We start from the raw sequence: 15,546 nt of genomic DNA on the forward strand, positions 1-15,546 counted from the left end.
CCCTGTCGCTGATTTTAAAGTTTTCCGGTGTGATGCGCACACCGCCGTCACGCAGCTTTTCCATTTCGTGAAAAAGGTGCTCCAGGTCAATAACGGTCCCGTTTCCGAGAACGTTCACCGTCCGCTCTTGGAAAATACCGGACGGGATGAGGTTGAGCGCGAATTTACCATACTTGTTGATAACAGTATGCCCTGCGTTGCTGCCGCCCTGATACCGGATGACAATATCGTAATGTTCGGCGAGGAGATCAACCATTCGGCCTTTTCCCTCGTCTCCCCAGTTGACACCGACAATCGCGCAATTTGACATGTTCTTTTCACCTTTCGCCTCTTATATGCCCTTGGAGCTTTGGCAAACCTGATTGTACAATATTATTTTGTTGAAGTCAATTTGATATCTGCTCACGCGAAAACAGGCCGGCATTGGTGCCTGGCCTGTTTATGTAGCTTCTGTTTTCAGCTATACGATTCAATAATAAGTCTTGCCGTCTCGATGGCCTTTGCGCCGGTATCCATGCTGCGCCGCTGGATAAAGCGATGGGCTTCCTGTTCCGTCATGCCATTTCGGTTCATCAGCAGCTCTTTTGCCTTATTGATAACTTCCGTTTCCTTTTCCGTTCGGCGCGGTTGCGCAACCTTATAGTGTTTTTGCTCCATTTGCAACAACATCCGGACGGAGGAAATCAGGTCTCCTTTTGTAAACGGTGTCGGCAGCTTAAAGACGTTGTCATTGCTACAAAGCTCCAGCTGCTGCTGCGGTGCTATGGCTAAAATCATTGCCTGACTGCCGATGTCATACGCGAGATCGGTAACCGTCATTTCCGAGAGCTTATACCCGCAAATGATGATCCCGCCGCTTAATTTGCGCACCGTCCTGATGGCCTCGGAACCGGAGCGGCAGCTTGTCCGGACGGATATGCCGCTTGCTTCAAGCATGTCGCAAATCCGCTTGCGGTTGTTTTCATTGTCAAAGGCCACAATGATCTTATCCATAGCTTCACCCCCTTGGCAGCGGCACCGATTATTCCGGGCCTTTTAATATGCGATGAAGTATTTCTCGATTTCCCAGTCGCTGACCTTTGTGCGGTACGCGTCCCACTCGGCCATTTTGCCGGAAATATATTGCGTCAGGACGTGGTCGCCGAGTGTTTGGCAGACTAATTCGTCGTTCTTTAGTTCACCGATAGCCTCTTCAAGAGATGCGGGAAGGCTTGAAATGCCGTTTTTTTCGCGTGTGACGGCGTCCATTTTAAAAATATTCTCCGTTACCTCCGGCGGGGGCGTCAGGCCTTTTTCGATGCCGTCCAGCCCGGCAGCCAAACAGACAGCCAGCGCAAGATACGGATTGCAGGAAGGATCGGGGCACCGGAGCTCAACGCGCGTCGATTGCCCACGCGCGGCGGGGATTCGGATGAGTGCGCTGCGGTTTGATGCCGACCAGGCCAGATAACAGGGCGCTTCATAGCCCGGGACAAGGCGCTTGTAGGAATTGACGAGCGGATTGGTTATGGCGCACATACCCTGAACATGCTGGAGCAGGCCGGCAATAAAGCTCATTGCCTCAGACGAAAGCTTATTTACCCCATTTTCATCGTAAAACACATTTTTTCCGTCACGGAACAGCGACATATTTGTGTGCATTCCTGAGCCGTTAATACCGAAAATCGGCTTCGGCATAAAAGTGGCATGCTGGCCATTTTTCTGTGCCAGCGTTTTCACGGCCAGCTTAAACGTCATGATATTGTCCGCCGTTTTCAAAGCCTCGGCATATTTAAAATCAATTTCGTGCTGACCGGCGGCAACCTCATGGTGCGAGGCCTCGATTTCAAAGCCCATATCTTCCAGCGTCATGCAGATTTCACGGCGCGTGCCCTCACCGCGGTCCAGCGGGCCGAGATCAAAATATCCCGCCTCATCGTCGGTTTTTGTGATCGGATTGCCGGTTTCATCTGTTTGAAACAGAAAAAACTCACACTCTGGGCCAACGTTGAACGTATATCCCATATCGGCCGCTTTTTTCAGAATCTTTTTCAGAACATAACGCGGGTCACCGACAAAGGGGCTGCCGTCCGGGTTGTGGACGTCGCAAATGAGCCTGGCAACTTTGCCGTACTGCGGCCGCCACGGCAAAATTGTAAAAGTATCCAGATCGGGATAAAGATACTGGTCAGACTCATGGATACGGACAAACCCTTCAATCGAGCTGCCATCGATCATAATTTGGTTGTTGACCGCTTTTTCAATCTGGGATGCCGTAATCGCGACGTTTTTGAGCTGCCCGAATATATCGGTGAACTGCATGCGGATAAACTTGATGTCATCCTCGCTGACCATTGACACGATGTCTTCTTTCGTATATTTGCCCATCATAACGTCTCCTTTCGGTTTTTGTGTTTTTCTGCTGTTTCGGTGCGCTTTCATGCCGATTAATATAACTGTAGACGATCAGAATGACATTATATCATCCCGCCGCGTCGATTAAAACAAAAAAGGGCACGGTATGCTTTAATCGAAAAGCACCGTTGCCCTTTGACAGTTGAATTATACCCGCATTAATTGTCATCTGTCAACAGCCTCTCTGTCAATTTATAAAAAATTCAATGCACATTATTGGCTATTATTACTATTCTCTCATGGTCTGACGCCGTCGTATTGACAACGTTTCGGCACAATGTTAGTATAACCTATTATTGTGGACACGGGGAAGGGGATTTTATGGTGACAAAACATGTTTTTATTACGGGTGGTGTCGTTTCGGGGCTTGGGAAGGGGATTTGCGCCGCTTCGCTGGGCAGGCTTTTAAAGCAGCGCGGGCTGCGCGTCACGCTTCAGAAGTTCGACCCGTATATCAATGTTGATCCGGGCACCATGAGTCCTTACCAGCACGGCGAAGTCTTTGTCACCGATGACGGCGCTGAAACCGACCTCGATCTCGGCCATTATGAACGCTTTGTCGATGAGTCTCTGACGGGGGACTCCAGCGTCAGCTCCGGCAAGATTTATTGGACTGTCTTAAACCGCGAGCGCAGCGGCGATTACCTCGGTCGGACCGTTCAGATCATCCCGCATATCACGGATGAAATTAAAGCCCGTATTTACAGTCTTGATACGGGGGAACCCGATGTTGTCATCACCGAAATCGGCGGTACCGTCGGCGATATCGAAAGTCAGCCTTACCTTGAAGCGATCCGGCAGGTTGCCAATGAACGCGGGCGTGAAAACGTCGTTTTTATCCATGTCCCTTTGATTGTTCAAATTCCCGGCTCGGACGAGCTGAAAAGCAAGCCGACGCAGCATTCCGTCAAGGAGCTTTTAAGTATTGGAATTCAGCCCGATATCCTTGTCTGCCGGAGCAATTTGCCGATCACACCAAGTATCCGCTATAAAATATCCCTCTTCTGCAACGTTGAGCCGGATTGTGTCATTCAAAACGTGACGGCGTCGTGTCTGTATGAGGTTCCGCTTTTGCTGGCAAACGAAGGCCTTGATAAGGTCGTTTGCCGCAAGCTTGGGCTTGACGTTCCGGCCCCTGACCTCACCGAGTGGACGGCGATGGTTGCCCGTGTCAAAGCCGCTGTCAGCCATGTGACCATTGCGCTTGTCGGCAAGTATACGCAGTTGCACGACGCTTATCTGAGCGTTGTTGAGGCGCTTAGTCATGCGGGGACGGAAAATGACGCCGTCGTAACAATAAAATGGGTCGATTCCGAGGAAGTGACCGAGGAGAACGTTGCCACAACCCTTGCTGGTTGTCATGGTATTTTAGTCCCCGGGGGCTTTGGCGACCGCGGCGTTGAAGGGATGATATCCGCCGCAAAATACGCCAGAGAGAACAGTATTCCATACTTCGGTGTCTGCCTCGGCATGCAGATGGCCGTTATTGAATTTGCCCGCCACGTCGCCGGTTTAGACGACGCGCATTCAACAGAATTTAATGAGCTGACAAAGCATCCCGTCATTGATTTAATGCCCGATCAAGTTGGTATTACAAAAAAAGGCGGTACGATGCGTCTCGGCAGATATCCCTGCAAGCTGACGGAGTCAAGCCGCGCGGCGGCGCTTTACGGTACGACGGAAATATCCGAGCGCCATCGTCACCGGTATGAGTTCAATAACGACTTCCGGACAGCTCTGACGGACAGTGGGCTTGTTCTGGCCGGTTTGTCGCCGAACGGCAGCCTCGTCGAAATCGTTGAAAACCCTGTGCACCCCTGGTTTGTCGGTGTCCAGTTCCACCCGGAATTCAAAAGCCGCCCGAACAGGGCGCACCCCTTATTCTTCGGCTTCGTCAAAGCAGCCGTCGAAAATGCCAACAAGAGCTAATCGCCTGTGATGAAGCCGCCATTTGACAATGTGTCAAATGGCGGCTTTTCATTTTATTAATATATGCTTTTTGTTTAGCTGCTTCAGCGTCAGTTAGCGAATAGCTTGTTGAAATCAAGTGCCTGATAATCCGCGCTTTTTGTCACATTAAGGCTGCTTGTCCAATTGTTAATGACAGAGACGAACATATTATACGCCGTTAGAAAACGCAGAGAATACCCGCTGCCACTGTAGGATGCCGGTGTAGCGTTATAATCAACCGGGATTCTGTAAATGATGTGATAGCCGTAACTCGTCTCGATGATATCGCTGAAACGCCCTATTTCCAATGCTTTTGTCGTATCCTCAAATTGGCTAACCATATCGCCGCTCTGGAACAAATAGCCGTCCGGATAGGTGGCAAGGCCCGGATCCTCGCTGTATTGATGCATCAGCGAATCGAAATACGTATCAAAATCCTTTCCTTTATACGCCTTGAGTTTAGCCAGAATGTCCTGCATTTTTTGATAAACGGCGGCTTTATCGGTGTCGGATACCGGCTGTGACTTCCCATTTTCATCCGTTGTTGTCGTCAGCATCAGGATATGCTTTGTCATCATATAGCCGTCATTGGCCGTATAATCGGCAATCTCCTTATCGGAAAGCTTGTCTCCTTTTTCCCCATAAAGCTTTTTAAAGCAATCTTGCGCAAGCGCACCGACTTCATTTGTGTTATTAAAAATCTCTTTCGAGCTGTACTGCGCACGCAGCTGTGAGAGGAGTGCCGCCTCGCCGCCAGCAGCACTGACCTGCGCATCCCATTTTGCCTGAATATCCGCTATATTCTCTTTGGTCAGCGCAAGCTTTAGCTCCTTGGCGCCGTATCGAACGGCCGCCGACTGCAGGGCGATGTTGAACGCCTCGTTTAATACGGCGTCCTGATAGGAAACGTTATCTGAATTGAGTGCCGCCCAGTCAGTGATAGATTCTCCCTGAGCGGCGAGATTGCTTGTCGCCGTGTAAATGTTATAAAACAACTGATCCCACGTGACGTCCGCCCCGTTTATTGTCAGCATGACCGTTTTGGGGTCTATGGCCGCATAAGCGGCAGCGTAGTTGAGTTTTTTTGCCTCAGCCGCGCCGTTATCGCCGGTTGTCTTGTCACTCGTCTTTCCGCAACCAGCGAGAAGCGCGGCCGTCAAAACTGTGCAAAGCAGCACGGCGATCACTTTTTTCAGTAACATATGTTTCCTCCGTTATTTTGGCTTATATCAATGTGCAGCATCACTATACCGCAGTTGTGCCCCTTTGGCAACCTCCTGCCTTCCGCTTACGGCCCGGCGGCGGCGCCGTATGCTCGGATAAACACCGTTGCCTCGTCAACGACATTAGCTGCCCGCTGCTTGAGGGCGATAATCGGCACAAGTCCCGCTTCAATTTTGACGCGGCCCTTGTATTCCGGGCGGCTGTACAGTGCGGAGATGCGATTCATATCAAAATCGTCAAGCCGGAAACGCAGCCATCCGGACTTCTGCGTGATTTCTGTGATACCGTGCCGCGCGGCCTCCCCGCGCAAGAGCGCGATGGCCACAAGGGCGAGCGCCTCCTTGGGCGGGTCGCCATAGCGATCAATGAGCTCGGCAATCATCTCGTCGGCATCCTCCTCCGAGCGAATGCGGGCGATACGCCTGTACAGATCCATCCGTTGCTCTCCCGAAGGCACATATTTCTCCGGAATATTGGCGGAAACGGCAAGATCTGCAGCGCATTCGGCGCGTCTCTCCGCTTTTTCGCCTTTTTCTTCTAGGACTGCCTCCTCGAGCAGCTTGAGGTACATATCATAACCAACGCTCACCATGTGGCCTGACTGCTCCGCGCCGAGCAGATTTCCGGCGCCGCGAATCTCCAGATCTCGCATCGCAATTTTAAAGCCGGAATTGAATTCGGCAAACTCCCGTATGGCTGATAGACGCTTTTCCGCGACCTCCGTCAAAACTTTTCCCTGCCGGAAGGTCAGATACGCATACGCGCGGCGCGGTGAGCGGCCGACACGCCCTCTGATTTGATGTAGCTGTGAGAGACCAAGCCTGTCGGCGTCCTCTATGATAAGCGTATTGACATTCGGAATATCGATCCCTGTCTCGATAATCGTCGTGCAGACGAGAACCTGGACCTCTCCGGCTGACAGGCGCTCCATGACGTCTCCCAGCGTCTCCTCGTCCATTTGCCCGTGCGCGACACCGATTGTGATATTCTCCAGCATGGTCTTAAGCCGCGCGGCCGTCCGATCAATATTGTCCACGCGGTTGTGGATATAATACACCTGCCCGCCGCGCGAAACCTCCCGCCGGATCGCGTCGCAGACGATACTCCAATCGTGCTCAAGCACATAAGTCTGGACAGGCTGTCGGTCGCGGGGCGGCTCCTCGATGGTGGACATATCCCGGATGCCCGACAGCGCCATATTAAGCGTTCTCGGGATCGGTGTTGCGGACAGGGTTAAGACGTCAACCTGACGCGAGATTTCCTTGAGCCGCTCTTTATGCGTCACGCCGAAGCGCTGCTCCTCGTCGACGATTAATAGCCCCAGCTTTTTAAATACAATGTCTTTCTGCAAAAGGCGGTGTGTCCCGATGACGAGATCGACGGCGCCGCGTTCAATCTCTTTGATGGCACTTTTCATTTGCGCGGGTGTCCGAAACCGGCTTAATACCTCGATTTTGATGGGATATCCGGCAAAGCGCCGCATGGCGGTGACGTAATGCTGCTGCGCCAATACCGTCGTCGGCACGAGGATGGCCGCCTGATAGCCGTCTAATACGCATTTCATGACGGCACGCAGGGCGACTTCCGTTTTCCCGTATCCGACGTCGCCGCATAACAGCCGGTCCATTGGCACAGTGTGCTCCATGTCTGATTTGATCTCCTCAACACTGCGTAGCTGGTCCTCTGTCTCCTGATACCCGAAGCGCTCCTCAAACTCTGTTTGCCAAACGGAATCAGCGGCAAATGCGTGCCCTTTGAGCCGCTGCCGTTCGGCGTATAGGGCAATAAGCTCTTTGGCCATTTCCTTTGCCGCGCTTTTTGCCCTTGTTTTCGCCCGCGTCCAGTCGGCCCCGCCCATTTTTGAGAGCTTTATCGGGGCGTCTTCGCCGCCGCCGATGTATTTTGAAACAAGGTCAAGCTGTGTGGCCGGTACATAAAGACTGTCAGACCCGGCATAAGCAATTTTAATATAGTCCTTTTCGATGCCGTCAACCGGCATTTTAAAAATGCCGACATAGCGCCCGATACCGTGATGCTCGTGCACAACGAGATCCCCCGGAGACAAGTCGGTGAAGCTCTGCAGCCGCTCCCTGTTTGACGGCACCGCCTTTTTCTTGCGGCGCAGCGCAGCAGGCTCGACAAACTGCCCTTCCGTAATGACAGCCAGCTTCACGCCCGGATACTCCATCCCGGCCGATAAGACGCCAAGCGTTACCGCGCAGCTCCCGTTTTCCGGCAGCACGCGAAGCGATAGATCGATCGCCGCCGGGATATCATGTTCTGTGAGATACTCCAGTAATATTGCGGCACGGCGCTCATCTTTGCATAAGAGCACGGTTTTGTAGCCGGAGCCTGTGTAGTGCGCGATATCGGCGGCGGCCGTTTCCAAACTCCCCCCGTAAGAAGGCAGCTGTTTCGCGGAAATATTGATCATCGTGCGCGGCTTGAGCGGATAGCTGGCGGCCGTAAAGCTGTCGGCCATCACAACGGGGAAGTCGTTAAGCTTTTCACACAAGGCTTCCCAGTCGAGGGCAAACCGGACGAGGCCGCTTTCGAGGATGCCCGCTTCCAATAGCGTCCGGCTGTCTTCGCCAAGCTGCCAAAGATAGTTTTTCGCCCGCTCCCCAACACGAGCCGGCTCGCTGATCAAAATAACGGCGCTCTCATCGAGATAATCCGCAGCCGTCGCCATCGGGTATATCAGCTCCATATACTTGTCGGCCGCTGGAAAGGATCGTTTGTTTTCAAGTCGCTCCATATCGGCGCAGATATTCTTGATGAGCTCATGATTCGTTGATTTTCTTCGCTCTAACTGGTGCAGAAGGTCGTTTAACGCCATGATAAGGCGTTTTTCTCCACCATTCTCCGACTTTTCAGCCAGACCTGTCAGTGTTTCTGCCGTGGGGATGATAAGCGCCTTGTTCAGCGCTTCCAGCCGCCGCTGCGTTGCCGTGTCAAAGCTGCTGACAGAGTCTACCTCGTCACCGAAGAATTCGCACCGGAACGGCTCGTCAGCCGCCGGGGAAAAGAAGTCGAGAATGCCGCCGCGGACGGCAAACTGCCCGGGGCCCTCCACCTGCTCATACCGGCTATAACCGCACCGCACAAGGCGCTCGGCAATGCCCGGCAGATCGTAGCATTTTCCGACCTCGATGAGAAGCGACGCCTCCGCCATCCGCCCCGGCGGCAGCGTTCTTTGAAGAAGGCCGTCAACCGTCGCAACAAGCAGGGGTACCGTCCCTTCCTCCAAGCGATAAAGCGCCCGAAGGCGCCGCTGCTCCAACTGGCGGGACGCCCCTTCCGCACTGTAAAACGTGAATTCACGGCCCGACAGCAAGACGGCCTGTTCGCCCGTCAATGCCTCAACGTCACCTGCCAGGCGCTGCATCTCTATTTCGTCGGAGCAAATGATTACGACAGGGCGCCCTGTCTCACGGCGGAGCGTTGCGGCAAGATGCGCCCGATGGATGCCGCCCAAGCCCGAAACGACTGCTGGGCAGCCGCCGCCTTCAATCCGCGCGACAAGCTGCCCGAACCCCATATCATTTATTTGTGCTGCTGTTAATGCGCGCATACTGTCCCTGCCCATCATCAATTGAGCCGCTGAACGCGGCAGTTCCCCGATCCATCACGAATCGGGGTGTTGTTTCACGTGAAACATTTATCTCTGCTCATGTCTCCAGAGCGTTATGCTTAAAGCGGGCTTTTCTGAATTTTTGCAAATCGGCGCGGATAAGCTTCCGGCGTGGCGGTTGTTTTGCGGATGCAAACCGCGCGATGCATGATGCCCGCTCCTTGAATTTCGTAGTCCTTAACCGCTTCCAAGACAGCGCCAAGCTTTTCGAAAGCGTTTGCAGCTTCCGATATTTCCGCGTCGGAATCAACCGCCTTCATGGCCATGAACAGGCCGCCCGTCTTCACAAAGGGCAGGCACAATTCAGCGAGGACGTTCAGCCGCGCCACAGCGCGGGAAACGGCAATATCAAACATCCCGCGCAACGCCGCCGTGCGGGCTGCCTCTTCCGCGCGTGCATTGAGACACACAACACCCGTCAGCTTGAGCTGGGTGCACAACTCTTTTAGAAAGTTGACCCGTTTCTGCTGAGAGTCGAGAAGCGTTAGCTTGATGGTCGGCTCTGCGATTTTCAGTGGGACACCCGGAAACCCTGGCCCAGTGCCAACGTCAATAACGGAACACCCTTGAAACGATGCCGTCGGCAGCAGCGCCAGACTGTCCAGAAAGTGAAAGCGTGCGATATCGTCGACGCCCGATATCGCGGTCAGATTCATCACGCTGTTTTTTTCTTCAAGAAATGCAGCATAGAGGCTAAGCTGTGCCGCCATCTCGTCCGTCAGCTCTATCCCTAATGCTTTTGCCCCTTGTATCAGAAGGCTTTTCAGGCACAATCAATCCTTTTTGTCTCTTAAAATGTCACGGATCTCCGTGAGAAGAACTTCTTCGCGCGTTGGCTCCGGCGGTGCAGATGGCGCTTCCTTTTCTTTTTTCTTCAGGCTGTTGATCAGTTTGATAAACATGAAGACGACGACTGCGAGTATGAGAAACTCAATGACGGTATTAATAAAAACGCCAAGCTTTAGGACGATAGGATTTTGCTGACCGAAAAAGCGTGGCAAGTCGATGACCCAGCTTGAAAAGTCGACGCCACCAAGAAACATACCGATAAACGGCATGGCGATGTCATTGACAAGAGAGGAGATAATTTTTGAAAAAGCTGCGCCGATGATAACACCGACGGCCAGATCCATGACATTGCCTTTCATAGCAAATGATTTGAACTCCGAAATCAGCTTTTTCATAATATTTCCGTGCCTTTCTGTCTCTTTATTCTCCCGGTCTGATCATCTCTAGACCGCCGAGATATTGGCGCAGAACTTCCGGGATGACAACGCTGCCGTCCCGCTGTTGATTTTGTTCGACAAGCGCCGGTAAAATCCGGCTTGTGGCAAGGCCCGAGCCGTTAAGCGTATGCACAAATTCCATTTTTCCGGTCGTCTCGCGCTTGAAGCGCATAGCCCCGCGCCGCGCCTGATAATCGCGCGCGTTGGAGACGGAGGAAACCTCTTTATACCCATCCATTGATGGAATCTGTATTTCGATATCATACGTCCGCGCCATGGACGCTGAACAGTCCGCCGCCGCAAGCTTTACCGTTCTGAAATGGAATCCAAGGCCTTTGACGAGCGCTTCCGCTTTTCCGACAAGCTCGTCAAAAGCGGCGTCGGAGTGCTCCGGCTTTGTAAACTGAACCATTTCGACCTTGTTGAACTGATGGCCGCGCACCATGCCGCGCTCGTCGGCCCGGTATGACCCGGCCTCACGCCGAAAACAGGGCGTGTAGGAAATATATTTCCTCGGCAGATCCGCTTCCGTGAGAATTTCATCACGGTGGAGAGAGACAAGCGCCGTCTCAGCCGTCGGCAGCATAAACCGGCGGCGCTCATCGGCGCTGCTGTCAAGCCAAAAGACGTCGTCTTCAAATTTTGGGAACTGCCCGGCTGTCAGCCCACATTCATAACCCAACATATGCGGGACCAGCACGAGCTCATACCCGTCTGCCAGGTGCGTATCAATAAAATAATTTAAAAGCGCCCATTCCAGGCGGGCTCCCATACCGCGATAGACCCAAAAACCGCTGCCGGAGAGCTTCACGCCGCGGACATAATCGATGAGCCCCAACGCGGTACAAAGATCAACGTGGTTTTTTGGTTCAAAGTCAAATGAATGCGCCTGCCCGAAATATCGAATCGGCTCGTTATGCTCCTTGCCGCCGGGCTTCAGATCATCGTCCGGCAAATTCGGCAGGCTGAGCAGCAGCGTCGTATATTCGTTCTCAACGTCCTTAAGCTGCCCGTCACAGGCTTTTATCGTCTCTTTGAGGTCGTTGATCTGTACAAAAAGCGCCGCTGTGTCAGCGCCTTCCTTTTTCAGCTGCGGAATTTGCTTTGACAGCTTGTTTTGCTCCGCTTTGCTGGATTCTGTCTTCAAGATCAGTTCGCGCCGCCGGGTATCAAGCGCTAGAATCGCGTCAACCGCCGCATCACAGTCTGCTTCTTTGTCATGCAGCTTTTGCTTGACAGTCTTGGGATTCTCTCGAATCAGCTTTATATCAATCATCTGTATTTCACCACAATTCAATAATCTCTCTGGCGGCACCAGGCCGCTTACTCGGCTGCCGCCGTTTACGACCCGCTTGTCGCGCCGTTTTGAGCCTGCCCGCCAAGCTGATTTTGAAGGTCGGCGACCTGTGCCTCAAGGTTCGCGATCCGCTCCTGAAAAGCTGTATTATCTGATTTAAGCTGCAGGTTTTCCTGCTGCAGATTTTCAATATTCTGCTGGGCTGTCGCGTTGCGTTCAGACAGCGTGCTGATTTGCGAATTGTTGCGCTGCTGGACGAAATAGGACAGGAGAATAAATAGGAAGACGACGATAAAAAGCGTCGCAATATAGATAATGACAGATCTTTTTGACTTTTCTTTCCGGTTTGTCCCGGGTTTTTCGGGTTTGACGGGGCCGGCCGCTTGTGCCTCCGGCATCCCCTCCGCGCGTTTATTCATGCGTTATGGTCTCCTTTGGTGGACAGCAAATTGTACAACCGTTCAAAATCATCCCGGTCATAATACTCAATTTCAATGCGGCCTTTGTTCTTGCCGTCAACAATTCTGACGCGCCGCCCCAGCGTCTTCGTCATGCGTGTCTCCAGCTCTTCAATGTAATTGACAACGACGCCTGCCCCGATTGTTTGAACGTTCTCCGGCTCCGTTTTCATTTTCTTCACAAGCTTTTCGGCATCGCGCACCGACATACCGCTTTCGGTAATGGCCCGCGCCGCCTCCTGAATTCTGCCCTCGTCTTCCAAGGACAAAAGCGTTCTGGCCGAGCCGACGGACAGTTCACCTGTCTCAAGCTTTTTTAAAAGGTTTTCAGGCAGCGCCAAAAGACGCAGCGCATTTGCCACAACAGGCCGTGATTTGCCAACGCGGCGAGACACGTCCTCCTGCGTCAGAGCGTATTCAGCCATCAGCGCCCGATAACCGCGCGCTTCTTCGACGGGGTTTAAGTCCTCGCGCTGGAGGTTTTCCACCATGGCAAGCTCGGTTGCCTTCCGGTCGTCGGCTTCGATAACGCGGGCGGGGACTTCAAACAGGCCCGCCATTCTGGAAGCGCGCCAGCGGCGTTCACCGGCAATAATTTGATAATAACCACCACCGACGCTTCTAACCGTCAGCGGCTGCAGGACGCCATGCTCCCGGATCGATTCAGCCAGCTCTTGTAGCCCTTCCTCATCAAAAACCGATCGCGGCTGGTCTTTTCTCGGTTCGACCTTTGTGATCGGCAAATAAACAAAATCATTAGGCAGCGCGTCCAGCGCCGCCTCCCCGAATAACGCGCCCAGCCCCATGCCAAGGCCCTTTTCCGCCATTTAGATATCTCTCCTTATCAAACCGGCGCTACACTGCGCCGCCGTCATTCCTTAAAGCTTTGCTGCTTTATTGCGCCGAATAAATTCTTTACCCAAATCGCTGTACGTCTGTGCGCCGCGCGACGCTCTGTCATAGACAAGAACGGGTATGCCATGGCTTGGAGCCTCTGAAATGCGGACATTTCGCGGAATAACAACGTTATAAACCTTATTTTTAAAGAATTTTTTAACCTCGTCGGCCACCTGCATGGAAAAATTCGTGCGCGAGTCGAACATGGTGAGCAGGACACCTTCAATTTCTAGCGCAGGGTTCAAAGCCTTTTTTGTCATGCGGATCGTCGTAATCAGGTCCGTCAGCCCTTCAAGGGCAAAATATTCGCATTGAACCGGGATCATCACGGTATCGGCCGCGCATAGGGCGTTGAGTGTCAGCATTTCCAGGGACGGGGGGCAGTCAACAAATATGTAATCGTACTTTTGCTTAATGCCAGACAAGGCTGTTTTTAATACAAACTCGCGCGCTTTGGCGTTGACAAGTTCAATACCAGCCCCTGATAAGATGGCGTTTGAAGGCAAAACATCGCCGTAATCCGTTTTGATGATGGCCGCCTCTGCGCGGACACCGTCCACAAGAACATTATATAGATTCGGCGATGCCATATTTTTATCAACACCCATCCCGGATGTGCAGTTGCCCTGTGGATCAATATCACATAAAAGGACCTTTACGCCAAGCTCTTTCAGTGCGCAGCAGAGATTGACGCAGGTCGTCGTTTTCCCGACGCCGCCCTTCTGATTGGTAACTGCGATAATTTTTCCCATGTGTCACCTCCATGTTTACGCTTTCATAATTATAGCATACCGCCCCTTCTTTTCAAGGATAAATCAAAAAGTTTCACGTGAAACATTCGTACGCCTTTCGTCAGCTTAAAAACATATTCATGTCTTCAATAGGCATGTTCTTATGAAGCGCCAGATTAATGCCATAACCGACAAGCTTGGCCAAATCACCGACATTGGCGTCAATTTCCTTCGGCGTAACAATCATGGAACCGCCGTATTTCGACATATCTTCCGGGCTGACATCTTTAGCCCCGGCTTGTTCTGCCAAATCGGCGGCAAGTGTGCCCGCATCAACGACCGTCGGCACACCGATGGCCGTCACCGGCACGCCGAGCGTTTCTCTGTTAATTGCAGCGCGGCTGTTACCAACGCCCGAACCGGGAATAATGCCGGTATCGGCAAGCTGAACCGTCCGGCAGACGCGGGCAAGCTTGCGGGAAGCCAGCGCGTCGACGGCAATGACGCAATTGGGTTTCAGTTTTTCCACAACCGCCTTGATAAAATCAGCGCTTTCAATACCCGTCGTTCCGAGGACGCCCGATACGACGACGGAGACGCGGCGCATAGAGCCGAATTCATCGGGCATTTTTTCGACGAGATGGCGCGTGACCATTGTATTTTTCGCTGTCTTTGGGCCAACCGCGTCCGGCGTAATAGCTTCATTTCCAAGGCCGACGACGAGAACGCTATCGTTGTCTTTGAGCTGCAGCATGTCCGCGATTTCGGCGCCCAACGTTTCGGCCCCCAGATTAAAAGCGTTGTCTTCCCTTTTAATCAGCTTATCAATTTCCATTGTCACATATTTTCCGATAGGTTTACTTAAGGCCTGCGCGCCCGCGTCATCAATTATTTCGACCGTCGTGACCTTAAACCCGTTGACCTCTTTATCGCGCGACTTAACGCCGGAAAGCGTCGTCTGTTTGTCGGCGCTTTCCTTCCAGAGATCTCTGGCTTCAACAGCCAGATCTGTCCGCTTCATTTGCATTGCGATAGCTCCTTCCCGTCTTTGCGCTTATTCTGCACAAAAAGATGACGCCTATGCGAAATTATTTGAAAGACATCTTGCATTTAAATTAACCTTATGTTAGAATAACAAACTGCACAGTCAAATGCAGACAGTGACTATATAGGAGGAGGTGGCCAGAGAATATGCCGAATATCAAATCCGCTGAAAAAAGAGTTCTCGTTGCTAAAGTGCGCAACTTAAGAAACAAGGCGGCCAAGTCAGAATTGAAGACAAACCTGAAGAAATTTGACGCGGCGGTGGCCGAGGGAAACCGGGAAGCAGCCGAAAGCGCCTATAAAGTTGCTGTCAAAACAGTCGACACCGCAGCTTCAAAGGGTCTGATTCATAAGAACAACGCGGCCCATAAAAAAAGCGGTATGACGCTTAAATTAAACGGTCTGGCTCAGTAACACGCGCAGGGCGGGAATATCCTGCTTTTACGTGCCGCATTAACCATTTGGAACAGTGGCTGAGTCCATATGCATTAAAGGCAGGGGATTGCTCCCTGCCTTTTTGTTTTCCCCCATTTACGCTGTTTTCTTTTTATATTGTATGCTTGCTTTTAACGGACAATTTTGATAAAATATAACAGATATGCGCGCAGCGCGCGTGGTGCTTGCTTTTTTTGCAGCGGTCGGCTGAATAGACCGTTTTTCTTTTTATGAAACGCCGAAAGGATGGACGCTA

The 15,546-nt window shown here is 52.3% G+C and carries 14 protein-coding genes (1 of these 14 running past the window's edge); 2 read left to right on the forward strand and 12 right to left on the reverse strand.

The features are described 5' to 3' along the window. From IZU99_10660 to glnA, 3 genes are all read right to left on the reverse strand, one after another. A protein-coding gene (locus IZU99_10660; protein UOO37675.1) for an adenylosuccinate synthase crosses the window boundary here: on the reverse strand, positions 1 to 310 show its start. It extends 965 nt beyond the left edge of the window; 310 of the gene's 1,275 nt are visible here — the first part of the coding sequence; it begins with the start codon at positions 308 to 310; its stop codon lies off the left edge, out of view. 146 nt (positions 311 to 456) lie between these two features. Continuing rightward, positions 457 to 993 (reverse strand): response regulator, encoded by a 537-nt coding sequence (locus tag IZU99_10665; protein UOO37676.1) that lies wholly within the window; start codon positions 991 to 993, stop codon positions 457 to 459. A gap of 42 nt (positions 994 to 1,035) precedes the next feature. Further along, entirely contained in the window at positions 1,036 to 2,367 is a 1,332-nt protein-coding gene (gene glnA, locus IZU99_10670) for a type I glutamate--ammonia ligase (protein ID UOO38820.1), read from the reverse strand. A 348-nt stretch (positions 2,368 to 2,715) separates the two neighbouring features. On the opposite strand from glnA, the gene IZU99_10675 reads away from it, so the two are divergent. Next, positions 2,716 to 4,323, forward strand: a complete 1,608-nt coding sequence (locus IZU99_10675; protein UOO37677.1) for a CTP synthase — start codon at positions 2,716 to 2,718, stop codon at positions 4,321 to 4,323. Positions 4,324 to 4,412: 89 nt separating this feature from the next. On the opposite strand, the gene IZU99_10680 is transcribed toward IZU99_10675, so the two are convergent. The 9 genes from IZU99_10680 to IZU99_10720 all read right to left on the reverse strand — a co-directional run bounded on the left by IZU99_10680 (position 4,413) and on the right by IZU99_10720 (position 14,838). Beyond that, a complete protein-coding gene (locus tag IZU99_10680; protein UOO37678.1) occupies positions 4,413 to 5,546 on the reverse strand; it encodes a peptidylprolyl isomerase in 1,134 nt (377 codons plus the stop codon). A gap of 86 nt (positions 5,547 to 5,632) precedes the next feature. Next, a complete protein-coding gene (gene mfd / locus IZU99_10685; protein ID UOO37679.1) occupies positions 5,633 to 9,142 on the reverse strand; it encodes a transcription-repair coupling factor in 3,510 nt (1,169 codons plus the stop codon). 119 nt (positions 9,143 to 9,261) lie between these two features. Next, positions 9,262 to 9,969 carry a 16S rRNA (guanine(527)-N(7))-methyltransferase RsmG gene (gene rsmG / locus IZU99_10690; GenBank protein ID UOO38821.1) on the reverse strand — a complete coding sequence of 236 codons (708 nt, stop codon included), beginning with the start codon at positions 9,967 to 9,969 and terminating at the stop codon, positions 9,262 to 9,264. Between the two features lie 6 nt (positions 9,970 to 9,975). Continuing rightward, positions 9,976 to 10,386, reverse strand: coding sequence for a large-conductance mechanosensitive channel protein MscL (gene mscL / locus IZU99_10695; protein UOO37680.1), 411 nt, complete (start codon positions 10,384 to 10,386; stop codon positions 9,976 to 9,978). Positions 10,387 to 10,411: 25 nt separating this feature from the next. Next, positions 10,412 to 11,704: a serine--tRNA ligase gene (gene serS, locus IZU99_10700; GenBank protein UOO37681.1), complete on the reverse strand. Its 1,293-nt coding sequence runs from the start codon at positions 11,702 to 11,704 to the stop codon at positions 10,412 to 10,414. 65 nt (positions 11,705 to 11,769) lie between these two features. Continuing rightward, the gene (locus IZU99_10705; protein UOO37682.1) at positions 11,770 to 12,144 is read right to left on the reverse strand and encodes a hypothetical protein; all 375 of its coding nucleotides are present in this window, start codon (positions 12,142 to 12,144) and stop codon (positions 11,770 to 11,772) included. Then, positions 12,141 to 13,010 (reverse strand): ParB/RepB/Spo0J family partition protein, encoded by an 870-nt coding sequence (locus IZU99_10710; GenBank protein UOO37683.1) that lies wholly within the window; start codon positions 13,008 to 13,010, stop codon positions 12,141 to 12,143. Before IZU99_10710 ends, IZU99_10705 begins: the two co-directional genes overlap by 4 nt. 51 nt (positions 13,011 to 13,061) lie before the next feature. Continuing rightward, on the reverse strand, positions 13,062 to 13,832 hold the full coding sequence (locus IZU99_10715) for a ParA family protein (GenBank protein UOO37684.1): 771 nt from the start codon (positions 13,830 to 13,832) through the stop codon (positions 13,062 to 13,064). A gap of 100 nt (positions 13,833 to 13,932) precedes the next feature. Then, positions 13,933 to 14,838, reverse strand: coding sequence for a GPR endopeptidase (locus IZU99_10720; GenBank protein ID UOO37685.1), 906 nt, complete (start codon positions 14,836 to 14,838; stop codon positions 13,933 to 13,935). Positions 14,839 to 15,002: 164 nt separating this feature from the next. On the opposite strand from IZU99_10720, the gene rpsT reads away from it, so the two are divergent. Next, a complete protein-coding gene (gene rpsT / locus IZU99_10725; GenBank protein ID UOO37686.1) occupies positions 15,003 to 15,269 on the forward strand; it encodes a 30S ribosomal protein S20 in 267 nt (88 codons plus the stop codon). Positions 15,270 to 15,546 lie beyond the last annotated feature (277 nt).

This window comes from Oscillospiraceae bacterium CM (genome assembly GCA_022870705.1).
Taxonomy (GTDB): Bacteria; Bacillota; Clostridia; order Oscillospirales; family Oscillospiraceae; genus Sporobacter.